The sequence below is a fragment of the Vibrio sp. Y20_XG_PY13 genome (assembly GCF_024181925.1).
Classification (GTDB): domain Bacteria; phylum Pseudomonadota; class Gammaproteobacteria; order Enterobacterales; family Vibrionaceae; genus Vibrio; species Vibrio parahaemolyticus.
In genome coordinates this window covers 182,415-200,375 of the sequence record NZ_JAMZAL010000004.1, presented here as the reverse complement: position 1 = coordinate 200,375, position 17,961 = coordinate 182,415, and the positions used below count along the sequence as shown (strand labels likewise).

Below are 17,961 nucleotides of genomic sequence, written 5' to 3'. Positions count from 1 at the left end.
GACTAATAATGCCTCTCGAGTAAAACCGCTTCCAAACGATCGCTAATACGGCTTGGTACTTGTCGTTTGACCTCGTGTACTGCCTCGCCAAGTGCATTGACAATCGCAGATACATCCGCACTTCCATGGCTTTTTATGACAATGCCGCGCAATCCTAGCAAACTTGCGCCGTTATACTGGTCGGGGTTCAGTGTTTTTAGTTCATTAAATAGCCGAGAAAACAACTTTCTAGCAATCCAACCCTTTATCGTCGATGCCATCATGCTGGTTTTTAGTTTTTCGATAAAAAGTTGTGCTGTTCCCTCGCTGGCTTTTAAGCATACGTTGCCAACAAATCCATCACAAACGATGACATCGGCTACGTCATGCAAAATTTGATTACCTTCAATATAACCAACAAAATTGATAGCGTCGGTTTGAGAAAGCATTTCTGCACAGCGTTTAACTAAATCGTTCCCTTTAATTTCTTCTGCACCAATATTAAGTACAGCAACGCGAGGAGGACGACATAGGTGTTCTTCTGCTAATGCACTGCCCATCACGGCAAACTGAAACAGACTGTCTGCGTCACAAGACACATTCGCACCAAGATCTAACATCCAAGTACGTTTGCCACTGATGGTGGGTAAAGCTGAAACTAAAGCAGGCCGCTCTATACCGGGAAGCAACTTGAGGATAAATCGCGACAGCGCCATTAATGCGCCGGTGTTGCCGCCACTTACACAAGCATCCGCTTCTTGGTCAGAAACCAGATCAATTGCCATACGCATAGAACTGTTTTGGCTATTGCGTAATGCTAAAGACGGTTTTTCTGAGTTCGAGATAACTTTCTCGCTATGAAGAATAGTCAAGCGGGAACTGGTAGAGGTACCGAGTTGAGATAATTGAGATGTGATCAGGCTTTGATCACCTATAAGAATCACTTTTAGCTCTGGGAAATGAGACAGTGCCTGCACGGCGGCAGGCACTGTTACGCGTGGACCGAAATCCCCGCCCATTGCATCAAGTGCAACGGTAATACTTTGCAAAGGTTCAACCTTACTTGTTGATAACCTTTTGACCACGGTAGTAACCTTCAGCAGTTACGTTGTGGCGTAGGTGAGTTTCACCAGAAGTCGCGTCTACAGATAGTGCAGCTGTAGTTAGCGCATCGTGTGAACGACGCATACCGCGCTTAGAACGAGTTTTACGGTTTTTCTGTACGGCCATTGACCCTACTCCTATACTATTGGGTTAAAAACCTAAAGAAGAAGCGGCTACCACACCAGTTACTTTTTCAGATTTTTCAAAACGTCGAATGGATTCGGTTTCTTTTCCTCAATTTCTTCAGGAAGCTCACCAAAAACCATGTTATTTGAATCAACGCTACAATCCGCTTCATCGTGCATCGCAATTTGAGGTAATGCTAAGATGAACTCGTCTTCAACCAGTTGTATAAGGTCTAATTCACCGTACTCATTTAGATCTACCAAATCATAAATTTCTGGTGCTTCCTCTTCCGTCTTCTCACCGTAGTAAGGAGTGTAAAGGAATTCAACTTCACACGCGTGTGTGAATACCTCATTACAACGCTGACACTCTAATTCGACTTCGATGTTAGCTTTACCAGAGATAACAACAAGTCGCTGTTCATCTATCTCAAATGACAATGAGACTTCTGCGTCGCGTTTTACGCCTTCAGTTGCTTCCGCTAAGCGCTTGAAAAGACTAGCTTGGATGATGCCATCGTAATCTAATCGTTTCTGTGCGGACTTTGCTGGATCAACCGTTCGCGGTATTTTTACCTTTTGCATAGGGCGCGAATATTATCTTCCAAATCAAAATTAGTCAAAGAAAAAGGCAAAAAAGTTGTACTTTTTTACGCTTAACATACAGAGCATTAGCCATAATCAATTTTGATCGATTATCCTATTGGAAATGCTTGCGTGAATTGTAATTCAAAATGAAAAATTACCAACTGGTTTTAGCCTCAACCTCCCCTTTTCGTCAACAACTGCTTGAAAAGCTTTCAGTCCCGTTCATTTGTTTATCTCCTGACTGCGATGAAACGCCGTATGAGAGTGAAACTCCTCTGGATCTAGTGCAGCGCTTAGCCGTAAACAAAGCAACCTCTTGCTCTATTAAAAAACCAAGTTTGGTCATCGGCAGCGATCAAGTTTGCGTAATTGATGGAAAAATCGTTGGCAAACCTCTAAATCGTGAAAATGCTATCAATCAATTACTTGCTCAAAGTGGTAAAGCCATCACTTTCTATACCGGACTGGCGGTTTATAACTCGGTGACGAATCTGACTGAAGTTGGCTACGACACTTTTGAAGTACATTTTAGAAACTTAAACCGTGAACAAATTGAACGTTACGTCGACAGAGAAGAACCGTTTTACTGTGCTGGCAGCTTCAAAAGCGAAGGGATGGGAATTTGTTTGTTCGAAAAGTTAGTCGGCAAAGATCCAAACACTCTCGTTGGCCTGCCTCTGATTGATTTGATTGATATGCTGCAAAAGCAAGGTTTCGAGATCTTGTAAGTTTAATCAACGCCTCTACTCATCATTTGAAACCTAATATATAAGTGAAATGCAAAAAGGGAGCTAGAGCTCCCTTTGTTTATAGTAAATGCGTTCAGTTTGCCTTTCTTAATCCAACAAGCACTTTCTCTAGTTTGGATTCCATCGGAGCATTAACTTCCATCCATTCATCATTAGACGGATGTTGAAACTTAATGTTCGCGGCATGCAAAAACAAACGGTCCAATCCAAGTTGACCAGTGTAGGCATCAAAACGTCTATCTCCGTAACGGTCATCCCATGCGATAGGATGTCCGGAGTACTGAGTATGCACTCGAATTTGGTGAGTACGCCCCGTAATTGGGCTGGCTTGAATCAACGTCGCTTGCTCAAATTTCTCAAGAATTTTGAAACGCGTTTCCGATGGCTTACCGTTTGGGTTCACTCGTACAATACTGTTCACTTCATTTTTAAGTAGGGGGGCGTTCACAACTTTACAGCTGCTTTTCCATTGCCCCATCACTAAGGCGAAGTAAAACTTCTTCACCGTTTTTTCACGAAACTGCGCTTGCAAATGGCGAAGCGCCGAGCGCTTTTTAGCAACCAGTAAAATACCCGAGGTATCTCTGTCAATACGGTGAACCAATTCGAGGAAGCGTGCCTGTGGACGCAATGCCCTTAATGCTTCAATTGCACCAAACTTCAAGCCACTACCACCATGCACTGCTGTACCAGACGGTTTGTTCAGAATCAGCATATGATCATCTTCATAAATGATCATATGTTCTAGTTCAGCAACCTTATTAAGTTTCGTGCTTGGTGCGACATCCTCTTCCTTTTTCTCAACCGTTACAGGTGGAATTCGGACTAGGTCGCCAGCTTTTAGTTTATATTCGGCTTTGATGCGCTTTTTGTTCACGCGCACTTCACCCTTACGCACGATTCGATAAATCATGCTCTTTGGAATGTCTTTTAATTGGTTACGCAAAAAGTTATCAATGCGTTGACCCGCCATGTCTTCGTCGATATCAACGAACTGGACTTGTGTTCTTATCTCGCTCATGCGCGCTATTGTAAACGTAAATCCGCGTGACTTCACATTATTCTTGCTGCAAAAGAAACACTTGTTGCGAGAATCTGCTCCGAAATACGCCAACCTTTTGTTTAGATTATTAAAACCCTTTCCCTTGTTCGGGTTTTGTTTTCTGTCTTTGGAAGTTTACGTGATTCAATCGCTTATTTAACAGCCAGTTATAAATTGGAAAGTTTGAGTTTAGCGGCAAATTTTCCATCGTTTGCGCTAAAGCAGATTGCTGATATCCACGCGCACTGCTATAGTTCACAGCTGCTAAGGAAGGTTTGGTTATATTTTATTCACTACCAATCATTTGTCCTCAAGCAATGTGAGTAGAAGGTTGAAGCTCAGGTGCTGCATTGGCGTAAGACACATTGAATTCAACACTCTTGCCACCCTACTCCTCGCATATTCACGTTGAGTACCTACCGCCCAAATAGCGGGTTACAAGTCTACGTTTCTAACAGAAACCAAAATAGATTTGTGATGACTGAAGTGCCCCAGAGCATCCCCTTCCAGCCGGGAGGCTGCAAAATATTAGCCATGGGATCAGGCACCGTGAAACAGCGAAAAAACGTGGCAAGTCGACAAGAAAGATATAAAAGAAAAGACAACGAGAATTTTCAATGAAAAGAATGTTAATTAACGCAACTCAAAAAGAAGAGTTGCGTGTCGCTCTGGTTGATGGCCAGCGACTTTTCGATCTTGATATCGAGAGTCCAGGACATGAATCTAAAAAAGCGAATATCTACAAAGGACGTATCACACGTATTGAACCAAGCTTAGAAGCCGCATTTGTTGATTACGGTGCTGAGCGTCACGGTTTCCTCCCTCTAAAAGAAATTGCCCGCGAATACTTCCCTGAAGGTTATACCTACCAAGGCCGTCCAAGCATTAAAGAAGTGCTGACTGAGGGCCAAGAAGTAATCGTACAAGTAGAAAAAGAAGAACGTGGTAGCAAGGGCGCAGCTCTAACCACGTTTATTTCTCTTGCGGGTAGCTACCTTGTTCTTATGCCAAACAACCCTCGTGCAGGCGGTATTTCTCGCCGTATCGAAGGTGATGAGCGTACTCAACTAAAAGCAGCATTAAGCACTCTAGAACTGCCTCAAGGCATGGGTCTGATTGTTCGTACTGCTGGCGTTGGTAAGAGCGCAGAAGAACTTGAGTGGGACTTGAACGTACTGCTGAACCATTGGAGCGCGATTAAAGGCGCGGCAGACTCTAACCCTGCCCCATTCTTAATCCACCAAGAAAGTAACGTTATCGTTCGTGCAATTCGTGACTATTTACGTCGTGATATTGGTGAAATCCTTATCGACAGCAACACCATTTATGAACGTGCGAAAGAGCACATTCAATTGGTTCGACCAGATTTCATCAACCGCGTTAAGAAATACGAAGGCGAAGTGCCGCTGTTTAGCCACTACCAAATCGAGAGCCAAATTGAATCGGCTTTCCAACGTGAAGTGCGCCTACCATCTGGCGGTTCTATCGTAATCGACCCAACGGAAGCTCTGACTTCTATCGATATCAACTCTGCTCGTGCAACCAAGGGCGGTGATATCGAGGAAACAGCACTTAATACCAACCTAGAAGCAGCAGACGAGATCGCTCGTCAATTGCGTCTACGCGACCTAGGTGGTCTAGTGGTTATCGACTTTATCGATATGACACCAGTACGCCACCAACGTGAAGTAGAAAACCGCCTACGTGAAGCAGTTCGATTAGACCGTGCTCGCGTACAAATCGGTCGTATCTCACGCTTTGGTCTTCTAGAGATGTCTCGTCAACGATTGAGCCCTTCTCTTGCAGAAGCAAGCCACCACATTTGTCCTCGCTGTAGCGGCACAGGTGTTGTTCGTGACAACGAATCTCTAGCACTTTCAGTTCTTCGTTTGATTGAAGAAGAAGCACTAAAAGACAACACAGCTCAAGTATTGGCTGTAGTACCTGTCCCAATCGCATCTTACCTATTGAACGAAAAACGTCGCTCGGTTAACCATATCGAACGAATTCAAGAAGTGAAAATTACGGTTGTTCCTAACTCAGACATGGAAACACCGCACTTTGAAGTAATTCGCGTACGCGAAGGTGAAGAGTTTGATTTAATTTCTTACCTACTTCCTAAGAAGTTGGAAGCAATGAAAGAAGCAGAAGGTAAAGAACCTTCTGAAACAGACATCAAACCTAAGCGAATCGAAGAGCCAGTTCTTAAGGGCTTTGCAGCGCCAGCTCAAACCGCTCCAGCTCCTGTTTCTAAACCTGCGCCGGTAGCGAAGAAGAAAGAAGTAGAGCAAGAAGCAAAACCTGGCCTATTCAGCCGTTTGTTTAAAGCACTAGGTAGCTTCCTATTTGGTGGTTCTGAAGAAGTAAAAGAAGAACCAAAACAAGAAGAGAAGAAATCAAACCGCGACAACAAGCGCAACAAACGCGATCGCAACGACCGTCGTCGTAGCAACCAACGCGATAACCGCGAAGGTCGTGAAAACCGTGATAACCGTCGTCGCCGTAAGCCTCGTGAAGAGCAAGCAAATGAGCAAAACGAAGCTCAACAGCCTGCAAACAAACAGCAACCAAACCGTAGCCAGAAGCGTAAGCCAAAACCTCAACAAGCTGAAAAAGCTCAAGAGCCGAAAGCAAACGCGAAAGTAGCGGAAAAAGGCTTGCAACTTGCGGCTGAAGCTCGCTCAGAAGTGAAGCCTGAAGAGAATAAAGCGAAAGCAAACGCGAAAACAGAGAAAGTCAAAGAGCGCCGTCAACGTCGCAAACTGAACAAATCTGTTCGTGTTAAAGATCAACTTGCCGATGAGCAAGTAGAAGAAACAGCAGTAAAAGCAATTGAACCTGTTGAGTCTCAAGTAGATCAAGCCGTTGATACAGCAGCAGACGCACAGCAAGACAACAAGCAAGGTGAATCGAAACAACGTCGTAACCGTCGTTCTCCTCGTCACCTACGAGCAAGTGGTCAACGTCGTCGTCGTGGTCGTGATCGTCGTCCTAACCCATTCCGTCTGCGCAAAGGCGGTGTAGCATCTCCTGAGATGGCAATGGGTAAAGTGATGCCACGTTACATTCCAAAACCAGCGCCTAAGAAGGAAGAGCGAGTTCAGGAAGAAGCGGTTGTGGCAATTGCAACTGTACCTGCTATGCAAGGAGGTTTTGCTTGCCCTGAAATGGCAATGGGTAAAGTCATCATCCGTCGTGAGCAACCAGCGGTAGCTGAAGCACCTGTTGTTAAACCTAAAGTTCAAGAAACAGTAGAAGCTGTAGAAGCTGTAGAAGCTGTAGAAGCTAAAGCTGAATCACCGATTGTTGAAGCTGTAGCGCCTGAAAAGGCAGAGCCAGTAGCGGTTGATCAAGCTCCTGTAGAGCCGATCGTTGAAGTGGCTGAAGCACCTGTTGCGGAAGCAACAACAGAAACAGTTGTTGAAGAAGCTCCGGTTCAAGAGCCAGTCGTTGCAGAAACTGTGGAAGAAGCAGCAACAGAAGTTGCCGTTGAAACTCCAGTAGCAGCGCCAGAGATGAAAGCTGAAGTTATCAACGTTGTTGCTAAGCCACGAGCTAGCGCACCAATGACAAAAGCACCTGGTCCTCAAGAACTACGTGAAATCGAAGTAGCCGCAGCGCCGTTTAAAGCTGAACGCTACCAAGCTAAAGGTGCTGGTAGCCAAGTGGCAACAAACCGCGCCTCTGCAGCAATGACAAAGCCAAACTTCAACTAAGTTTGAATATCATTGCGATAGCCTGAAAGCTAGAATCAAAAGGCCACCGAAAGGTGGCCTTTTTTGTTTGTTCTCGGTCTAGCGTAATTGGCCATATTAATATCAACGACGGATCACATTTGTGGTTCATTATCCGTATCATTCTTGAACTTAATCACACTTTTCGGTAGCATTCGCCAACTCAAGTTTTCGACACCATTCTACTGCTGCTCTTTTATTACTACGGTTTACACTAAGTACCTTGAATGTATTTTCATCACTTAGTGGTTAATGCAAATACGAATATGTGTCGGGATAAACTCATCTCAACGAGAACTTAAAGACAAACATGTTCGAATTCCCGCAATTTTCTAAGCACTCTATTAAAAATGACGTGCTATCAGGTTTGACGGTTGCCCTGGCACTTGTCCCTGAAGCCGTAGCATTTGCATTCGTTGCTGGTGTAGACCCAATGGTTGGTCTGTACGCAGCATTCATCGTTGGCCTTATCACCTCAATCTTTGGTGGTCGCCCAGGCATGATCTCTGGTGCTACAGGCGCAATGGCTGTAGTAATGGTCTCTCTTGTTGCAAGCCACGGTGTTCAGTACTTATTTGCTGCCATTATGTTGGCCGGTATTCTGCAAATTGCTGCCGGTTTATTTAAATTGGGCAAATTCATTCGAATCGTTCCACACCCTGTAATGATTGGTTTTGTTAACGGCCTAGCGATTGTTATCTTCCTCGCGCAATTAGGACAATTCAAGGCTCCAGACATAAATGGCGTGCTGACTTGGCTTCCACAAGATCAAATGATGTTAATGCTAGGTTTGGTTGCGCTGACCATGGCGATCATCTACTTCTTGCCGAAAATTACAACAGCAGTGCCATCTTCACTTGTTGCTATCGTAACCGTGACAGCACTAGTTGTTGGGTTAGATCTAGAGACACGTACAGTTGTCGACTTCCTACGTTCTATGTCAGGTAATGAAGCCGCTACACTAGCAGGCTCTTTGCCAACCTTCTCTATTCCATCAGTGCCATTTACGCTAGAGACTCTGCAAATCATCTTGCCTTATGCAGTGATCCTTGCGGCCATCGGCCTAATTGAATCTTTGCTAACGCTGACCGTTTTAGACGAAATGACAAATACTCGTGGCCAATCTAACCGCGAATGTATCGGTCAGGGCATGGCAAACATGACATGTTCTGTATTCGGCGCGATGGGTGGTTGTGCAATGATTGGGCAGTCAATGATCAACGTAAACTCCGGTGGCCGTGGCCGTCTGTCTGGCATCGTAGCGGCTGTAGCTCTGCTGATGTTCATTTTGTTTGCGTCATCGTTGATTGAAATGATTCCACTAGCAGCCCTAGTTGGTGTGATGTTCATGGTTGTGATTGGCACATTCGAATGGGCAACATTTAAGTTGGCTCGCCGTGTACCAAAGCAAGATTTCTTCGTTATCGTACTAGTAACTGTCGTTACAGTACTGACTGACCTTGCTGTTGCGGTCGCGGTTGGTGTAATCGCTTCAGCGCTGATGTTTGCATGGCAACATGCGAAGCACATTTACGCAGATACTTGCTTGAACGCAGAAGGCTCAAAAGAGTACAAAATTCACGGTCCAATCTTCTTTGGTTCAGCAGCAAACTTCCTCGAGCTGTTTAATGCGCCAGAAGATCCTAAAGATGTGATTGTCGATTTCGCAGACTCTCGCGTAACAGACCACTCGGCAATTGAGGCAATTGAAACGCTAGCAGAGCGCTACGCTTCCATCGGCAAAACGCTTCACCTTCGTCACCTAAGTCCGGATTGTCGCAAACTACTCGACAAAGCTGGCAGTCTAGTCGAAATCAACGTGAAAGAAGACCCTAGCTACAAAGTCGCAACCGACATTTTAGCTGGCTAATCTATGCGTAAAGGGATGAGCAATGCTCATCCCTTTTATTATTTATCTGATATCGAAATAATTACAGCTTCTGCAAAACCGCTACCGACGCCTCTTCGATTAAGTCCAATACCAACTCAAATCCATCATCTCCACCATAGTAAGGATCTGGGATCTCGTCATAACTCGAATTAGAGTGGCTTAAAAATAGCGAGACTTTATGACGATGTTCTGCAGGACAAATATCGAGTAAGTCAGCCAAGTTTGCTTTATCCGCAGCCAGTACCAAATCGAAGTCTTCGAAATCTTGCACTGACACTTGGCGCGCTCGCATTCCTTTAAACGAATAGCCACGTTGTTTCCCTGCCGCCATGGCTCTTGAGTCTGGCGTGTTTCCAGTGTGATAGCCAATTGTCCCAGCCGAATCAATGTCGACATCGACACCTAACTCTTCCGCTTTAGCTCTCAGAACGGCCTCTCCGGTTGGTGAACGGCAAATATTTCCCATACAAACAACGAGTATTCTCTTCATTTTATTCCCTGAATTATCGATGGTTTTTCTTCACGATATGTTGGTCTATCATAGCGAGATAATTCAATGAACCCAAGCTACCGCGGGCAAAGCACGAAACGGATTTAAGGAAGTATTATGTCTATCGAAGAAAATAAAGAAGCACGCCATAAGGCACGCCAACAAAAAGTAAAAGAACAGGTAGACGCAAAAATTGCGGCCGCTCAAGAAGAGAAAGGTCTACTGCTGATCATTACTGGTAATGGTAAAGGTAAATCAACATCGGGCTTTGGCACGATTGCTCGCGCCGTCGGTCACGGCCTTACGTGTTCAGTGGCTCAATTTATCAAAGGCACTTGGGACAACGGCGAGCGCAACTTGCTAGAAAAATTGGGAGTAGAATTCCAAGTTATGGCGACTGGTTTTACTTGGGAGACGCAGAACAAAACCGCCGATACCGAAGCAGCGCAACTGGTCTGGAAAGAATGTAAGCGTATGCTGCAAGACGTCTCTATTGATGTCATCTTATTCGATGAGCTAACTTACATGGTGAGTTACGGTTACATCGATTTGGACGAAGTGGTCGAAGCGTTAAACAATCGCCCAAAAATGCAGTCGGTTGTGATTACTGGTCGTGGTGCACATCGCACTCTAATTGAAATGGCCGATACCGTTTCTGAAGTGAAGAATGTAAAGCACGCATTTGAATCTGGCGTAAAAGCGCTGAAAGGCGTCGACTGGTAAAGCTTGCAGCACAATAAAAAAAGGGTTGGCACAACGCCAACCCTTTCACTTTCACTTTCAACGCGTGGTTAGTTGAAAAGGTTCTTCAGCAGACCATCGACCGCTTCTTTGGTTTTCTCGTCTTTGATTTTGTCCGTTAGCTTCTCTACGCCACGGTCAATTTCTTTCTGAGCTTTCTGTTTAAGAACATCATCGAATACGAGTTTGAATTTAGGGTCCGCCCACTTACCAGACACATTGATTGGAATCGTGATGTCCTTCAGCTCATCGATGTTTTTACCACCTTGGCCTTCTAGCGTACCCACAATTGAAGTACTGATAGTAAAGTCTACCGTCTCATTGATGTAGTTTGCACTGCCTTTACCACGCACACGTAGTAACGGTGATTGAGCATGTAAGTTGTCCGTTGATACCACACCTTTGTTTAGTTTCAACGTCGCGGTCATCGCACTGAAGTCTGTTTTCTTCACTTCGTTGGTACTTTCAACTTTTTGCCCTTTGAATCGCGCGTAGTTTTCACGAATCAATTGAGCAACGTTGATGCCATTTACCGCACCATCAGCAAAGTTAATCACTACCGTACCAGCAAGGTTCTGTTTGATACCTGTCGGCGTCAAACTGCTACCTTGGACATTCACGTCGATATTACCCGTACCTTCTAACTTGTCGTTGTTAGCAACATCAATCAGTAGCGGTTGAACTTTCACACCTTTGATTGATTTTTTCACGCTGTAAGTCGCTGGCGTCTTACGTGCATCTAGTCTTGCTGTTGCTGAAATTGTGCCTTGGTACAACTTCGAGCTAAATGATGTGAGGTCAAACACACCACGATTGACAGTGAAGCTCGCTTTTACCGCTTCCATTTTTGCGTTAGCCGCTTTGAACTTATCGATGGTGATATCACCTTTGACATCCAGCGCTTTCAGTGCTGAAAGATCCGGCTCAACTTCAGGCCCCGCGGATGCACTCTTACCACCAGATGCTGGCTTTTCGCTTGCTGGTGCTTGTTTATCCAAGCCTAAGAATTCATCTAAATCGATATTAGGGCTATGAAGGGCAAAACGTATTTTTGGAATGTCTCCCAATGTCACATCGGCTTTACCATCCAATGCAATCGCGTTTGCGGTTAACTTCTCTAGAATAAAGCTAAGGTGGCTTTTGTTTAGGTCAAATGAGAGATCAGAGACCATATCAACTTTCATTGGTGATTGTGGCAAAGCATCACCTTCAAAGCTTGATTTCAGCGTAAGCTTATTCAACAACACTTTGCTAATCGCTTGGTCAACCGTAAGCTGCCCTCCGCCTTGCATGTCCAGCTTCATACCAGCCGCACTGCCTTGAAGCGCGTAGCTAAGATTGTTTACTTTATCGAATTCAAACGTATCTAAGCCAATTTTTGCCGATTCAATAGTGTTGTTTGGATCAGTGTACGTCGCATCAACATTGATGTTCTTCAACGCATAACTTGCAAGACCTTTCGCCAGTTTAAAGTCAGCCTTACCTTCTGCAGTAAACTTCTGGTCATTCATCTCGCCTTTCATACCAAAGTCAGCTGTCGTCCAGCTGTCAAAAGCAAATTCAGAAAGGTTCAACGATACATCATACAGCTTGGTGTAATTGCCGGCTTGCTTGTCTTGAATTTCTAGTGAGCCATTAGAAACCGTAACACCAGCCAGGTTGATACTCCAATCTGAGCCTGCAGACTGCGATTCGCCACTTTGATCTGGTGCAGTATCATTCGGTTGCTCTGCTTGTTGAGTTTGCGCTTTCGTTAAAGCATCAATGTTCTTGCTGCCGTCTTTCTTCGTTTCAACGTAGAACTCCGCACCATCTAAAGTAATGTTACCGATTTCAAGTTGTTTGCTAAAAAGTGGTGTGACAGAAACATCAACACCGACAGTGTCGACTTTAAAAAGATTTGGCTGACTAAAACCTTGCGGGTTACGCAGTTCGGTTCTTCCCAATTCAAAACCAATTGATGGGAAGAATTGCCAACTGATATCCCCTTCAATCACTAATTCTAACCCTGTTTGTTTCTGAGCTTGCTCAACAATCAGTGGCTTAAATTGGTTTGGATTGACAAAAATAGTTAACGCTAAAATTGCAGCAACAAATACCACAACAGGTATCACGAGAACTAAGAGCAGTTTCTTCATTTGTTTTTCCTTGCTCGTGTGTTTTTAAAATTATAAGCGCAGACTAGATTTACCGCCGAGAGTTCCACAAAAGCGTGAAAATCATCCGGTTTTGACATGCAACTGACTAATTTAAAAACAAAAAAAGAAGTGGCACCTAAAGTGCCACTTCTTATCATAAAAATAAAGCGATATAGCCGTCTAAAGACTTAAGCTTTCAAAAGTTTTGCAATGTGAGCTTTTAGTACATCGATCGCGATACGGTTCTTACCGCCACGAGGTACGATGATGTCCGCATATTGCTTAGAAGGTTCGATAAACTGCATGAACATCGGACGAACAGTTTGCTGATATTGCTTAAGAACGGATTCCATTGTACGGCCACGCTCTTCAACGTCACGCTTAACACGGCGAAGTAGGCAGATATCCAGAGGCGTATCCATAAATACAGTCGCGTGCATCAGGTCACGAAGACGAGGGTCAGTAAGAAGAAGGATACCTTCTAAAATGATTACCTTTTTAGGGGTCATTGTGGTGGTGTTACTTGTTCTTGTGTGCTCTGTGTAGCTGTACTCAGGCACTTCCACGGCCTCACCACGTACAAGCTTCTCTAGGTGCTCGCACAATAGGTCGTGGTCCAACGCACTCGGGTGATCGTAGTTCGTCTTTACTCGCTCTTCCATGCTTAGGTGGCTTTGGTCGTTGTAGTAGCAATCTTCCGTGATGACACCGATTTGATGATCGCCTACTTTCGCGCGAAGCTCATTGTAAATTGTGCTCGCGATCAGACTTTTTCCAGAAGCAGAAGCGCCAGCAATACCTACGATGACGCATTGATTATTATCAGACATTAGTTTGCACCCGATGATGATTTCTAGTCACATAAAAAGATAAACTGCCTGATTATAGGGAGTTCACCCCGTAGTTACTAGCTGGAATTAGAGTTTAGTCATAAGTTTCTGCCTGCCCAGAGGATTAACCTCCAGGCAAACGTTAAAATGTGCAACTTTCAACCACCAACCTCAGTTTACCATTGTAAAACTGATTGCATCTGGTTTCGCTTTGCCTTGCCAAAACATTGTGCTACACACTCGATCTGCAAGCTGTTTGTAGTAGCCTGAATGCTCACTGTCAGGTCGTCTCGCAACGGTTGGCACACCAGCATCAATGTCTTCTCGCATAGAAATATGCAACGGAATTTGGCCCAATAGCGCTAAGCCAAACTCTTGAGACATTTTCTCCGCGCCACCCATACCAAAGATGTGTTCAGTCGCGCCACATTGGCTACAAATGTGGTAACTCATATTTTCGACCACACCTACTACTGGCACATTGACTTTGTTAAACATTGCTGCGCCTTTGCGCGCGTCTGCCAACGCTAAATCTTGTGGCGTCGTCACCAAAACCGTGCCGGTAACAGGAATTTGTTGTGACAACGTCAACTGGATATCACCCGTGCCTGGAGGCATGTCTATCACGAGGTAATCCAGCTCTGGCCAATCGGTTTCATTCAATAGCTGAGCTAACGCTTTCGATGCCATAGGGCCACGCCAGATCGCTGCTTCAGATTTATTAACTAAATAGCCAATAGAATGAGTATAGATGCCGTGAGCAAAAATAGGCTCCATCCATTTGCCATCACGAACTTCTGGTTTCGCATCTTCCTGGCCGAGCATCATCGGAACCGATGGACCGTATATATCGGCATCCAATAGGCCAACCTTCGCTCCCGACTGCGCGATAGCCAAGGCTAAGTTAACGGCTGTTGTGGATTTGCCCACCCCACCCTTTGCAGAGCTCACCGCAATGATATTCTTCACACCTTTCACCGCATTAGAAACCTGCGTTTCTAGTGCTTTTACGCCGAGTTCAATGTGATACGGAAACGCGGCTACAGCTTTGGATGCTTGCTGTTGTTGAATCCATTCTTGCAATGTGCGCTGAAGCTCATTACTAGCAAATGGCAATGTAATCTTCACCTCACCTTGAGCGGTGATGGTGACAACGCCGTGAATATCGGCCCAGTTTTCCACTAACTGTGGATGTTGAAATTGATTAAACCAATGACAAAAATCTTGTTTTGAAGTGAACTGATGCATAAGTCCTCCTTTTGAGTACCATGCTACCACCGACCCGACATAACCAGAACCCTAAAAAAACTAAGGCATTCCGCGGTTTGACACCTTGGAGTTAGTGAGTTCATGGGGTAGTATTATCCATCAAAATTTTTTTATACCTATCAAGAAAAGCGAATATTAAGTATGGCAAACGATCCAAGACACCTTCCTTCAAGGAAACTGCTGGTAACTTGTGCCCTTCCGTACGCTAACGGTTCGATCCACCTTGGCCATATGCTTGAGCATATCCAAGCGGACATTTGGGTTCGTTACCAACGCCTACGCGGCAACACTGTAAACTTCATCTGTGCTGACGATGCTCACGGCACGCCAATCATGCTTAAAGCGCAACAGATGGGTATTACTCCAGAAGAGATGATTGCCGCTGTTAGCGAAGAGCACCAAAAAGACTTCGCTGGCTTTGATATCAGCTTTGATAACTACCACAGCACGCACTCAGAAGAGAACCGCGAACTGGCATCTCACATTTACCTAGAGCTAAAGAAAAACGGCTTTATCTCTAGCCGTACTATCTCTCAGCTTTTCGACCCTGAAAAGGAGATGTTCCTACCGGATCGTTTCGTAAAAGGTACATGTCCTAAGTGTAAGTCTGAAGATCAGTACGGTGATAACTGTGACAACTGTGGCGAGACTTACAGCCCGACAGAACTGATCAATCCTAAATCTGCCGTTTCTGGTGCGACGCCAGTAATGAAAGATTCTGAGCACTTCTTCTTTGACCTGCCTCAATTTGAAAGCATGCTAAAAGAGTGGACTCGCTCTGGTTCTCTGCAATCAGAAACCGCGAACAAGATGCAAGAGTGGTTTGAATCTGGTCTGCAACAATGGGATATCTCGCGTGACGCACCTTACTTTGGCTTCGAAATCCCAGGCGAAAAAGACAAGTTCTTCTACGTATGGCTAGATGCACCTATTGGCTACATGGGCTCATTCAAAAACCTATGTAACAAACGTGACGATCTAGACTTCGATGAATACTGGAACAAAGACAGTAAAACTGAACTTTACCACTTCATCGGTAAAGACATCGTGTACTTCCACAGCTTATTCTGGCCTGCAATGCTTGAAGGTTCTGGCTTCCGTAAACCAAACAACGTGTTCGTACACGGCTACGTAACGGTAAACGGCGCGAAAATGTCTAAGTCGAAAGGTACATTCGTGAAAGCAAGCACGTACCTCGATCACCTAGACCCAGAATGTCTACGTTACTACTACGCAGCGAAACTAAACAGCCGTATTGACGATCTAGATCTTAACCTTGAAGACTTCACTCAGCGCGTTAACGCTGACGTAGTCAACAAGATCGTTAACCTAGCATCTCGTAACGCAGGCTTCATCGCTAAACGTTTCGAAGGCAAACTGTCTGACAACTTCGCTGAACCAGAGCTTTACAACGAATTCGTGGCAGCGGCTGACCGTATCGCAGAGCTTTTTGAAGCTCGCGAATTTGGCCGTGCTATCCGTGAAATCACGGCACTTGCGGATAAAGCAAACCAATACGTTGACGAGAAAGCCCCTTGGGTTGTAGCGAAAGAAGAAGGCAAAGATCAGGAACTACAAGAAATCTGTTCTGTAGGTATCAACCTGTTCCGCGTACTAATGACTTACTTGAAACCAGTAATGCCAGCTCTTGCTGCACGTACTGAAGCATTCCTAAACCAAGAGCTAACTTGGGAAGGCATTGCTCAGCCACTCACTGGCCACGAAATCACTAAGTTCAAAGCGCTATTCAACCGTATCGATCCAAAGAACATCGAAGCGATGATCGAAGCATCGAAAGAAGACGCTGCAGCAGAAATGGCAGCGAAAGAGAAAGCTGAAGCGGCTAAAACAGAAACTAAGCTAAGCAAAGACCCAATCGCGGACGAGATTGAGTTTGATACTTTTGCTCAAGTGGATTTGCGCATCGCTCGCATCATCTCTTGTGAAGAAGTGCCTAAAGCAAACAAACTACTTAAGTTCCAACTGGACATCGGTGGTGAAACTCGTCAAGTTTTCTCTGGCATCAAATCAGCCTACAAACCTGAAGAGCTAGAAGGCAAGCTAACCGTAATGGTAGCGAACCTAAAACCTCGTAAGATGAAATTCGGTATGTCTGAAGGCATGATCCTAGCGGCAGGCCCTGGTGGTAGCGACCTATGGATTCTTGAGCCACACGAAGGCGCTCAGCCTGGCATGCGTGTAATGTAATTCCCTTACGTTACGCTTGAAATGAGTTCAATCCCCGCCCCTCTCGGCGGGGATTTTTTTGATCAAATTCACATTATTGGGGAGCTTCTGCACCAATAACGCGCAAAACATTTAGGTTTAAAATTTAACCATTTGTTTTTAAAGTAATTTTAATTGGCATCAAAACTGCAAATTTCTTCTTGCTAGGTCCAAACACTAACAAGGAGTTGGTTATGTTTGTTTTGATTTCAACGTTATTATCCGTCGCCATATTAGCCGGCATTTACCACCTTTCCACAAAACGCGAACAGCAACATGCACGAAAGTATCAGTTGCTTACCCTACTTCGCGATGTCGTTAACTTGCTTAGACGTCATCGAGCAATCACACATTACTCCCTTCAATCCCAACAAAACTATGAGCGAGAAATAGAAGAGATCCATCATGCTCTCAACAACAAGCTGCACCTTTTGTTGGAAACATCGCGCTTTGAAAATAAACCCATGTATCGTGTGTTACAGATAAAAGTCAGTAAGTTGCTAGAACAATGGCAGGAAAACAGCATCGCGAGAAATCAAATGGAGCACGGAAAGCTGATTCGACATTGTTTGTTCTTAATGGATGAAGTCACTATTGCGTGGCTAGCAGTTGAGCAACGAGATGAGTTGCATGATGAGTACCACATGAATTGGCAAACCATTATCGATAGCCTCGAAACCTTGACTCAACTTCGTATTAGCATTCAAGACTTAAACGAACAAGGAGGAAGCGTTCGAGTAAAGAACTACGCATCTGTAATGACACGTAAACTGAATCAGTTAGCGGTAATAGCACCATTGACTATCGCAGCGCCGATCTCCGTACGTTCGACACAAGCGTTAAACGACTATGTCGAAGGAAAACACACCGGACTAACAGAAGAAGAACTTTATGGCATCACCTCAGATCTGTCACTGACGATTTTCAATACCTATGATCACGTGCTATCAGATATTGTCGAAACACTGTATTTGCCTTTGCCCAGACTCTCATTAGCCTGAAAAACTCATTTTTCGACATAATTGCATGAGGAACTAGATCAAAAGCCGTAAGTA

General features: G+C 44.7%; 14 protein-coding genes. 6 read left to right on the top strand and 8 right to left on the bottom strand.

Features of this window, described 5'->3' with window-relative positions:
• Nucleotides 1-2: 2 nt before the first annotated feature.
• The 3 genes from plsX to yceD are packed head-to-tail and all read right to left on the bottom strand — an operon-like array spanning nt 3 to nt 1,793.
• Complete coding sequence (plsX, locus tag NL646_RS12230; RefSeq protein WP_005490633.1) at nt 3-1,028, bottom strand: phosphate acyltransferase PlsX; 1,026 nt, start codon at nt 1,026-1,028, stop codon at nt 3-5.
• Between the two features lie 10 nt (nt 1,029-1,038).
• Entirely contained in the window at nt 1,039-1,209 is a 171-nt protein-coding gene (rpmF, locus tag NL646_RS12225; protein WP_005396978.1) for a 50S ribosomal protein L32, read from the bottom strand.
• A 59-nt stretch (nt 1,210-1,268) separates the two neighbouring features.
• Nucleotides 1,269-1,793, bottom strand: a complete 525-nt coding sequence (gene yceD, locus NL646_RS12220) for a 23S rRNA accumulation protein YceD (protein WP_005461584.1) — start codon at nt 1,791-1,793, stop codon at nt 1,269-1,271.
• Between the two features lie 149 nt (nt 1,794-1,942).
• Here yceD and NL646_RS12215 point away from each other — a divergent pair, with 149 nt between their 5' ends.
• Nucleotides 1,943-2,524, top strand: coding sequence for a nucleoside triphosphate pyrophosphatase (locus NL646_RS12215; RefSeq protein ID WP_015297036.1), 582 nt, complete (start codon nt 1,943-1,945; stop codon nt 2,522-2,524).
• Nucleotides 2,525-2,618: 94 nt separating this feature from the next.
• Here NL646_RS12215 and rluC read toward each other — a convergent pair whose 3' ends face one another.
• Nucleotides 2,619-3,566, bottom strand: coding sequence for a 23S rRNA pseudouridine(955/2504/2580) synthase RluC (gene rluC, locus NL646_RS12210; protein WP_025505949.1), 948 nt, complete (start codon nt 3,564-3,566; stop codon nt 2,619-2,621).
• Between the two features lie 638 nt (nt 3,567-4,204).
• Here rluC and rne point away from each other — a divergent pair.
• A complete protein-coding gene (rne, locus tag NL646_RS12205; RefSeq protein ID WP_253664276.1) occupies nt 4,205-7,303 on the top strand; it encodes a ribonuclease E in 3,099 nt (1,032 codons plus the stop codon).
• Nucleotides 7,304-7,631: 328 nt separating this feature from the next.
• Entirely contained in the window at nt 7,632-9,191 is a 1,560-nt protein-coding gene (locus NL646_RS12200) for a SulP family inorganic anion transporter (RefSeq protein ID WP_005482406.1), read from the top strand.
• A gap of 61 nt (nt 9,192-9,252) precedes the next feature.
• Here the strand turns inward: NL646_RS12200 and NL646_RS12195 are convergent, their stop codons facing one another.
• Nucleotides 9,253-9,702 (bottom strand): low molecular weight protein-tyrosine-phosphatase, encoded by a 450-nt coding sequence (locus NL646_RS12195; protein WP_005462468.1) that lies wholly within the window; start codon nt 9,700-9,702, stop codon nt 9,253-9,255.
• A 117-nt stretch (nt 9,703-9,819) separates the two neighbouring features.
• Here NL646_RS12195 and cobO point away from each other — a divergent pair, with 117 nt between their 5' ends.
• Nucleotides 9,820-10,425 (top strand): cob(I)yrinic acid a,c-diamide adenosyltransferase, encoded by a 606-nt coding sequence (cobO, locus tag NL646_RS12190; RefSeq protein WP_239959000.1) that lies wholly within the window; start codon nt 9,820-9,822, stop codon nt 10,423-10,425.
• Between the two features lie 68 nt (nt 10,426-10,493).
• Here the strand turns inward: cobO and NL646_RS12185 are convergent, their stop codons facing one another.
• The 3 genes from NL646_RS12185 to apbC form a co-directional block, all read right to left on the bottom strand.
• Nucleotides 10,494-12,581, bottom strand: coding sequence for an AsmA family protein (locus NL646_RS12185; protein WP_253664275.1), 2,088 nt, complete (start codon nt 12,579-12,581; stop codon nt 10,494-10,496).
• Nucleotides 12,582-12,769: 188 nt separating this feature from the next.
• Nucleotides 12,770-13,411 carry a uridine kinase gene (gene udk / locus NL646_RS12180; RefSeq protein ID WP_005461598.1) on the bottom strand — a complete coding sequence of 214 codons (642 nt, stop codon included), beginning with the start codon at nt 13,409-13,411 and terminating at the stop codon, nt 12,770-12,772.
• A gap of 171 nt (nt 13,412-13,582) precedes the next feature.
• Nucleotides 13,583-14,659, bottom strand: a complete 1,077-nt coding sequence (apbC, locus tag NL646_RS12175) for an iron-sulfur cluster carrier protein ApbC (RefSeq protein ID WP_025553341.1) — start codon at nt 14,657-14,659, stop codon at nt 13,583-13,585.
• 162 nt (nt 14,660-14,821) lie between these two features.
• On the opposite strand from apbC, the gene metG reads away from it, so the two are divergent.
• Both metG and NL646_RS12165 read left to right on the top strand, forming a co-directional pair.
• Nucleotides 14,822-16,888: a methionine--tRNA ligase gene (gene metG / locus NL646_RS12170; RefSeq protein WP_253664274.1), complete on the top strand. Its 2,067-nt coding sequence runs from the start codon at nt 14,822-14,824 to the stop codon at nt 16,886-16,888.
• Nucleotides 16,889-17,100: 212 nt separating this feature from the next.
• Nucleotides 17,101-17,907 (top strand): hypothetical protein, encoded by an 807-nt coding sequence (locus NL646_RS12165; protein ID WP_005494538.1) that lies wholly within the window; start codon nt 17,101-17,103, stop codon nt 17,905-17,907.
• Nucleotides 17,908-17,961: the final 54 nt, after the last annotated feature.

Bases quoted from the DNA above. Each gene is read 5' to 3' on its own strand.
- cobO (WP_239959000.1), top strand. From the start codon at position 9,820: ATGTCTATCGAAGAAAATAAAGAAGCACGCCATAAGGCACGCCAACAA.
- udk (WP_005461598.1), bottom strand. From the start codon at position 13,411: ATGTCTGATAATAATCAATGCGTCATCGTAGGTATTGCTGGCGCTTCT.
- yceD (WP_005461584.1), bottom strand. From the start codon at position 1,793: ATGCAAAAGGTAAAAATACCGCGAACGGTTGATCCAGCAAAGTCCGCA.
- metG (WP_253664274.1), top strand. From the start codon at position 14,822: ATGGCAAACGATCCAAGACACCTTCCTTCAAGGAAACTGCTGGTAACT.
- NL646_RS12165 (WP_005494538.1), top strand. From the start codon at position 17,101: ATGTTTGTTTTGATTTCAACGTTATTATCCGTCGCCATATTAGCCGGC.
- NL646_RS12185 (WP_253664275.1), bottom strand. From the start codon at position 12,581: ATGAAGAAACTGCTCTTAGTTCTCGTGATACCTGTTGTGGTATTTGTT.
- NL646_RS12200 (WP_005482406.1), top strand. From the start codon at position 7,632: ATGTTCGAATTCCCGCAATTTTCTAAGCACTCTATTAAAAATGACGTG.
- rne (WP_253664276.1), top strand. From the start codon at position 4,205: ATGAAAAGAATGTTAATTAACGCAACTCAAAAAGAAGAGTTGCGTGTC.
- rpmF (WP_005396978.1), bottom strand. From the start codon at position 1,209: ATGGCCGTACAGAAAAACCGTAAAACTCGTTCTAAGCGCGGTATGCGT.
- NL646_RS12215 (WP_015297036.1), top strand. From the start codon at position 1,943: ATGAAAAATTACCAACTGGTTTTAGCCTCAACCTCCCCTTTTCGTCAA.
- NL646_RS12195 (WP_005462468.1), bottom strand. From the start codon at position 9,702: ATGAAGAGAATACTCGTTGTTTGTATGGGAAATATTTGCCGTTCACCA.
- rluC (WP_025505949.1), bottom strand. From the start codon at position 3,566: ATGAGCGAGATAAGAACACAAGTCCAGTTCGTTGATATCGACGAAGAC.
- apbC (WP_025553341.1), bottom strand. From the start codon at position 14,659: ATGCATCAGTTCACTTCAAAACAAGATTTTTGTCATTGGTTTAATCAA.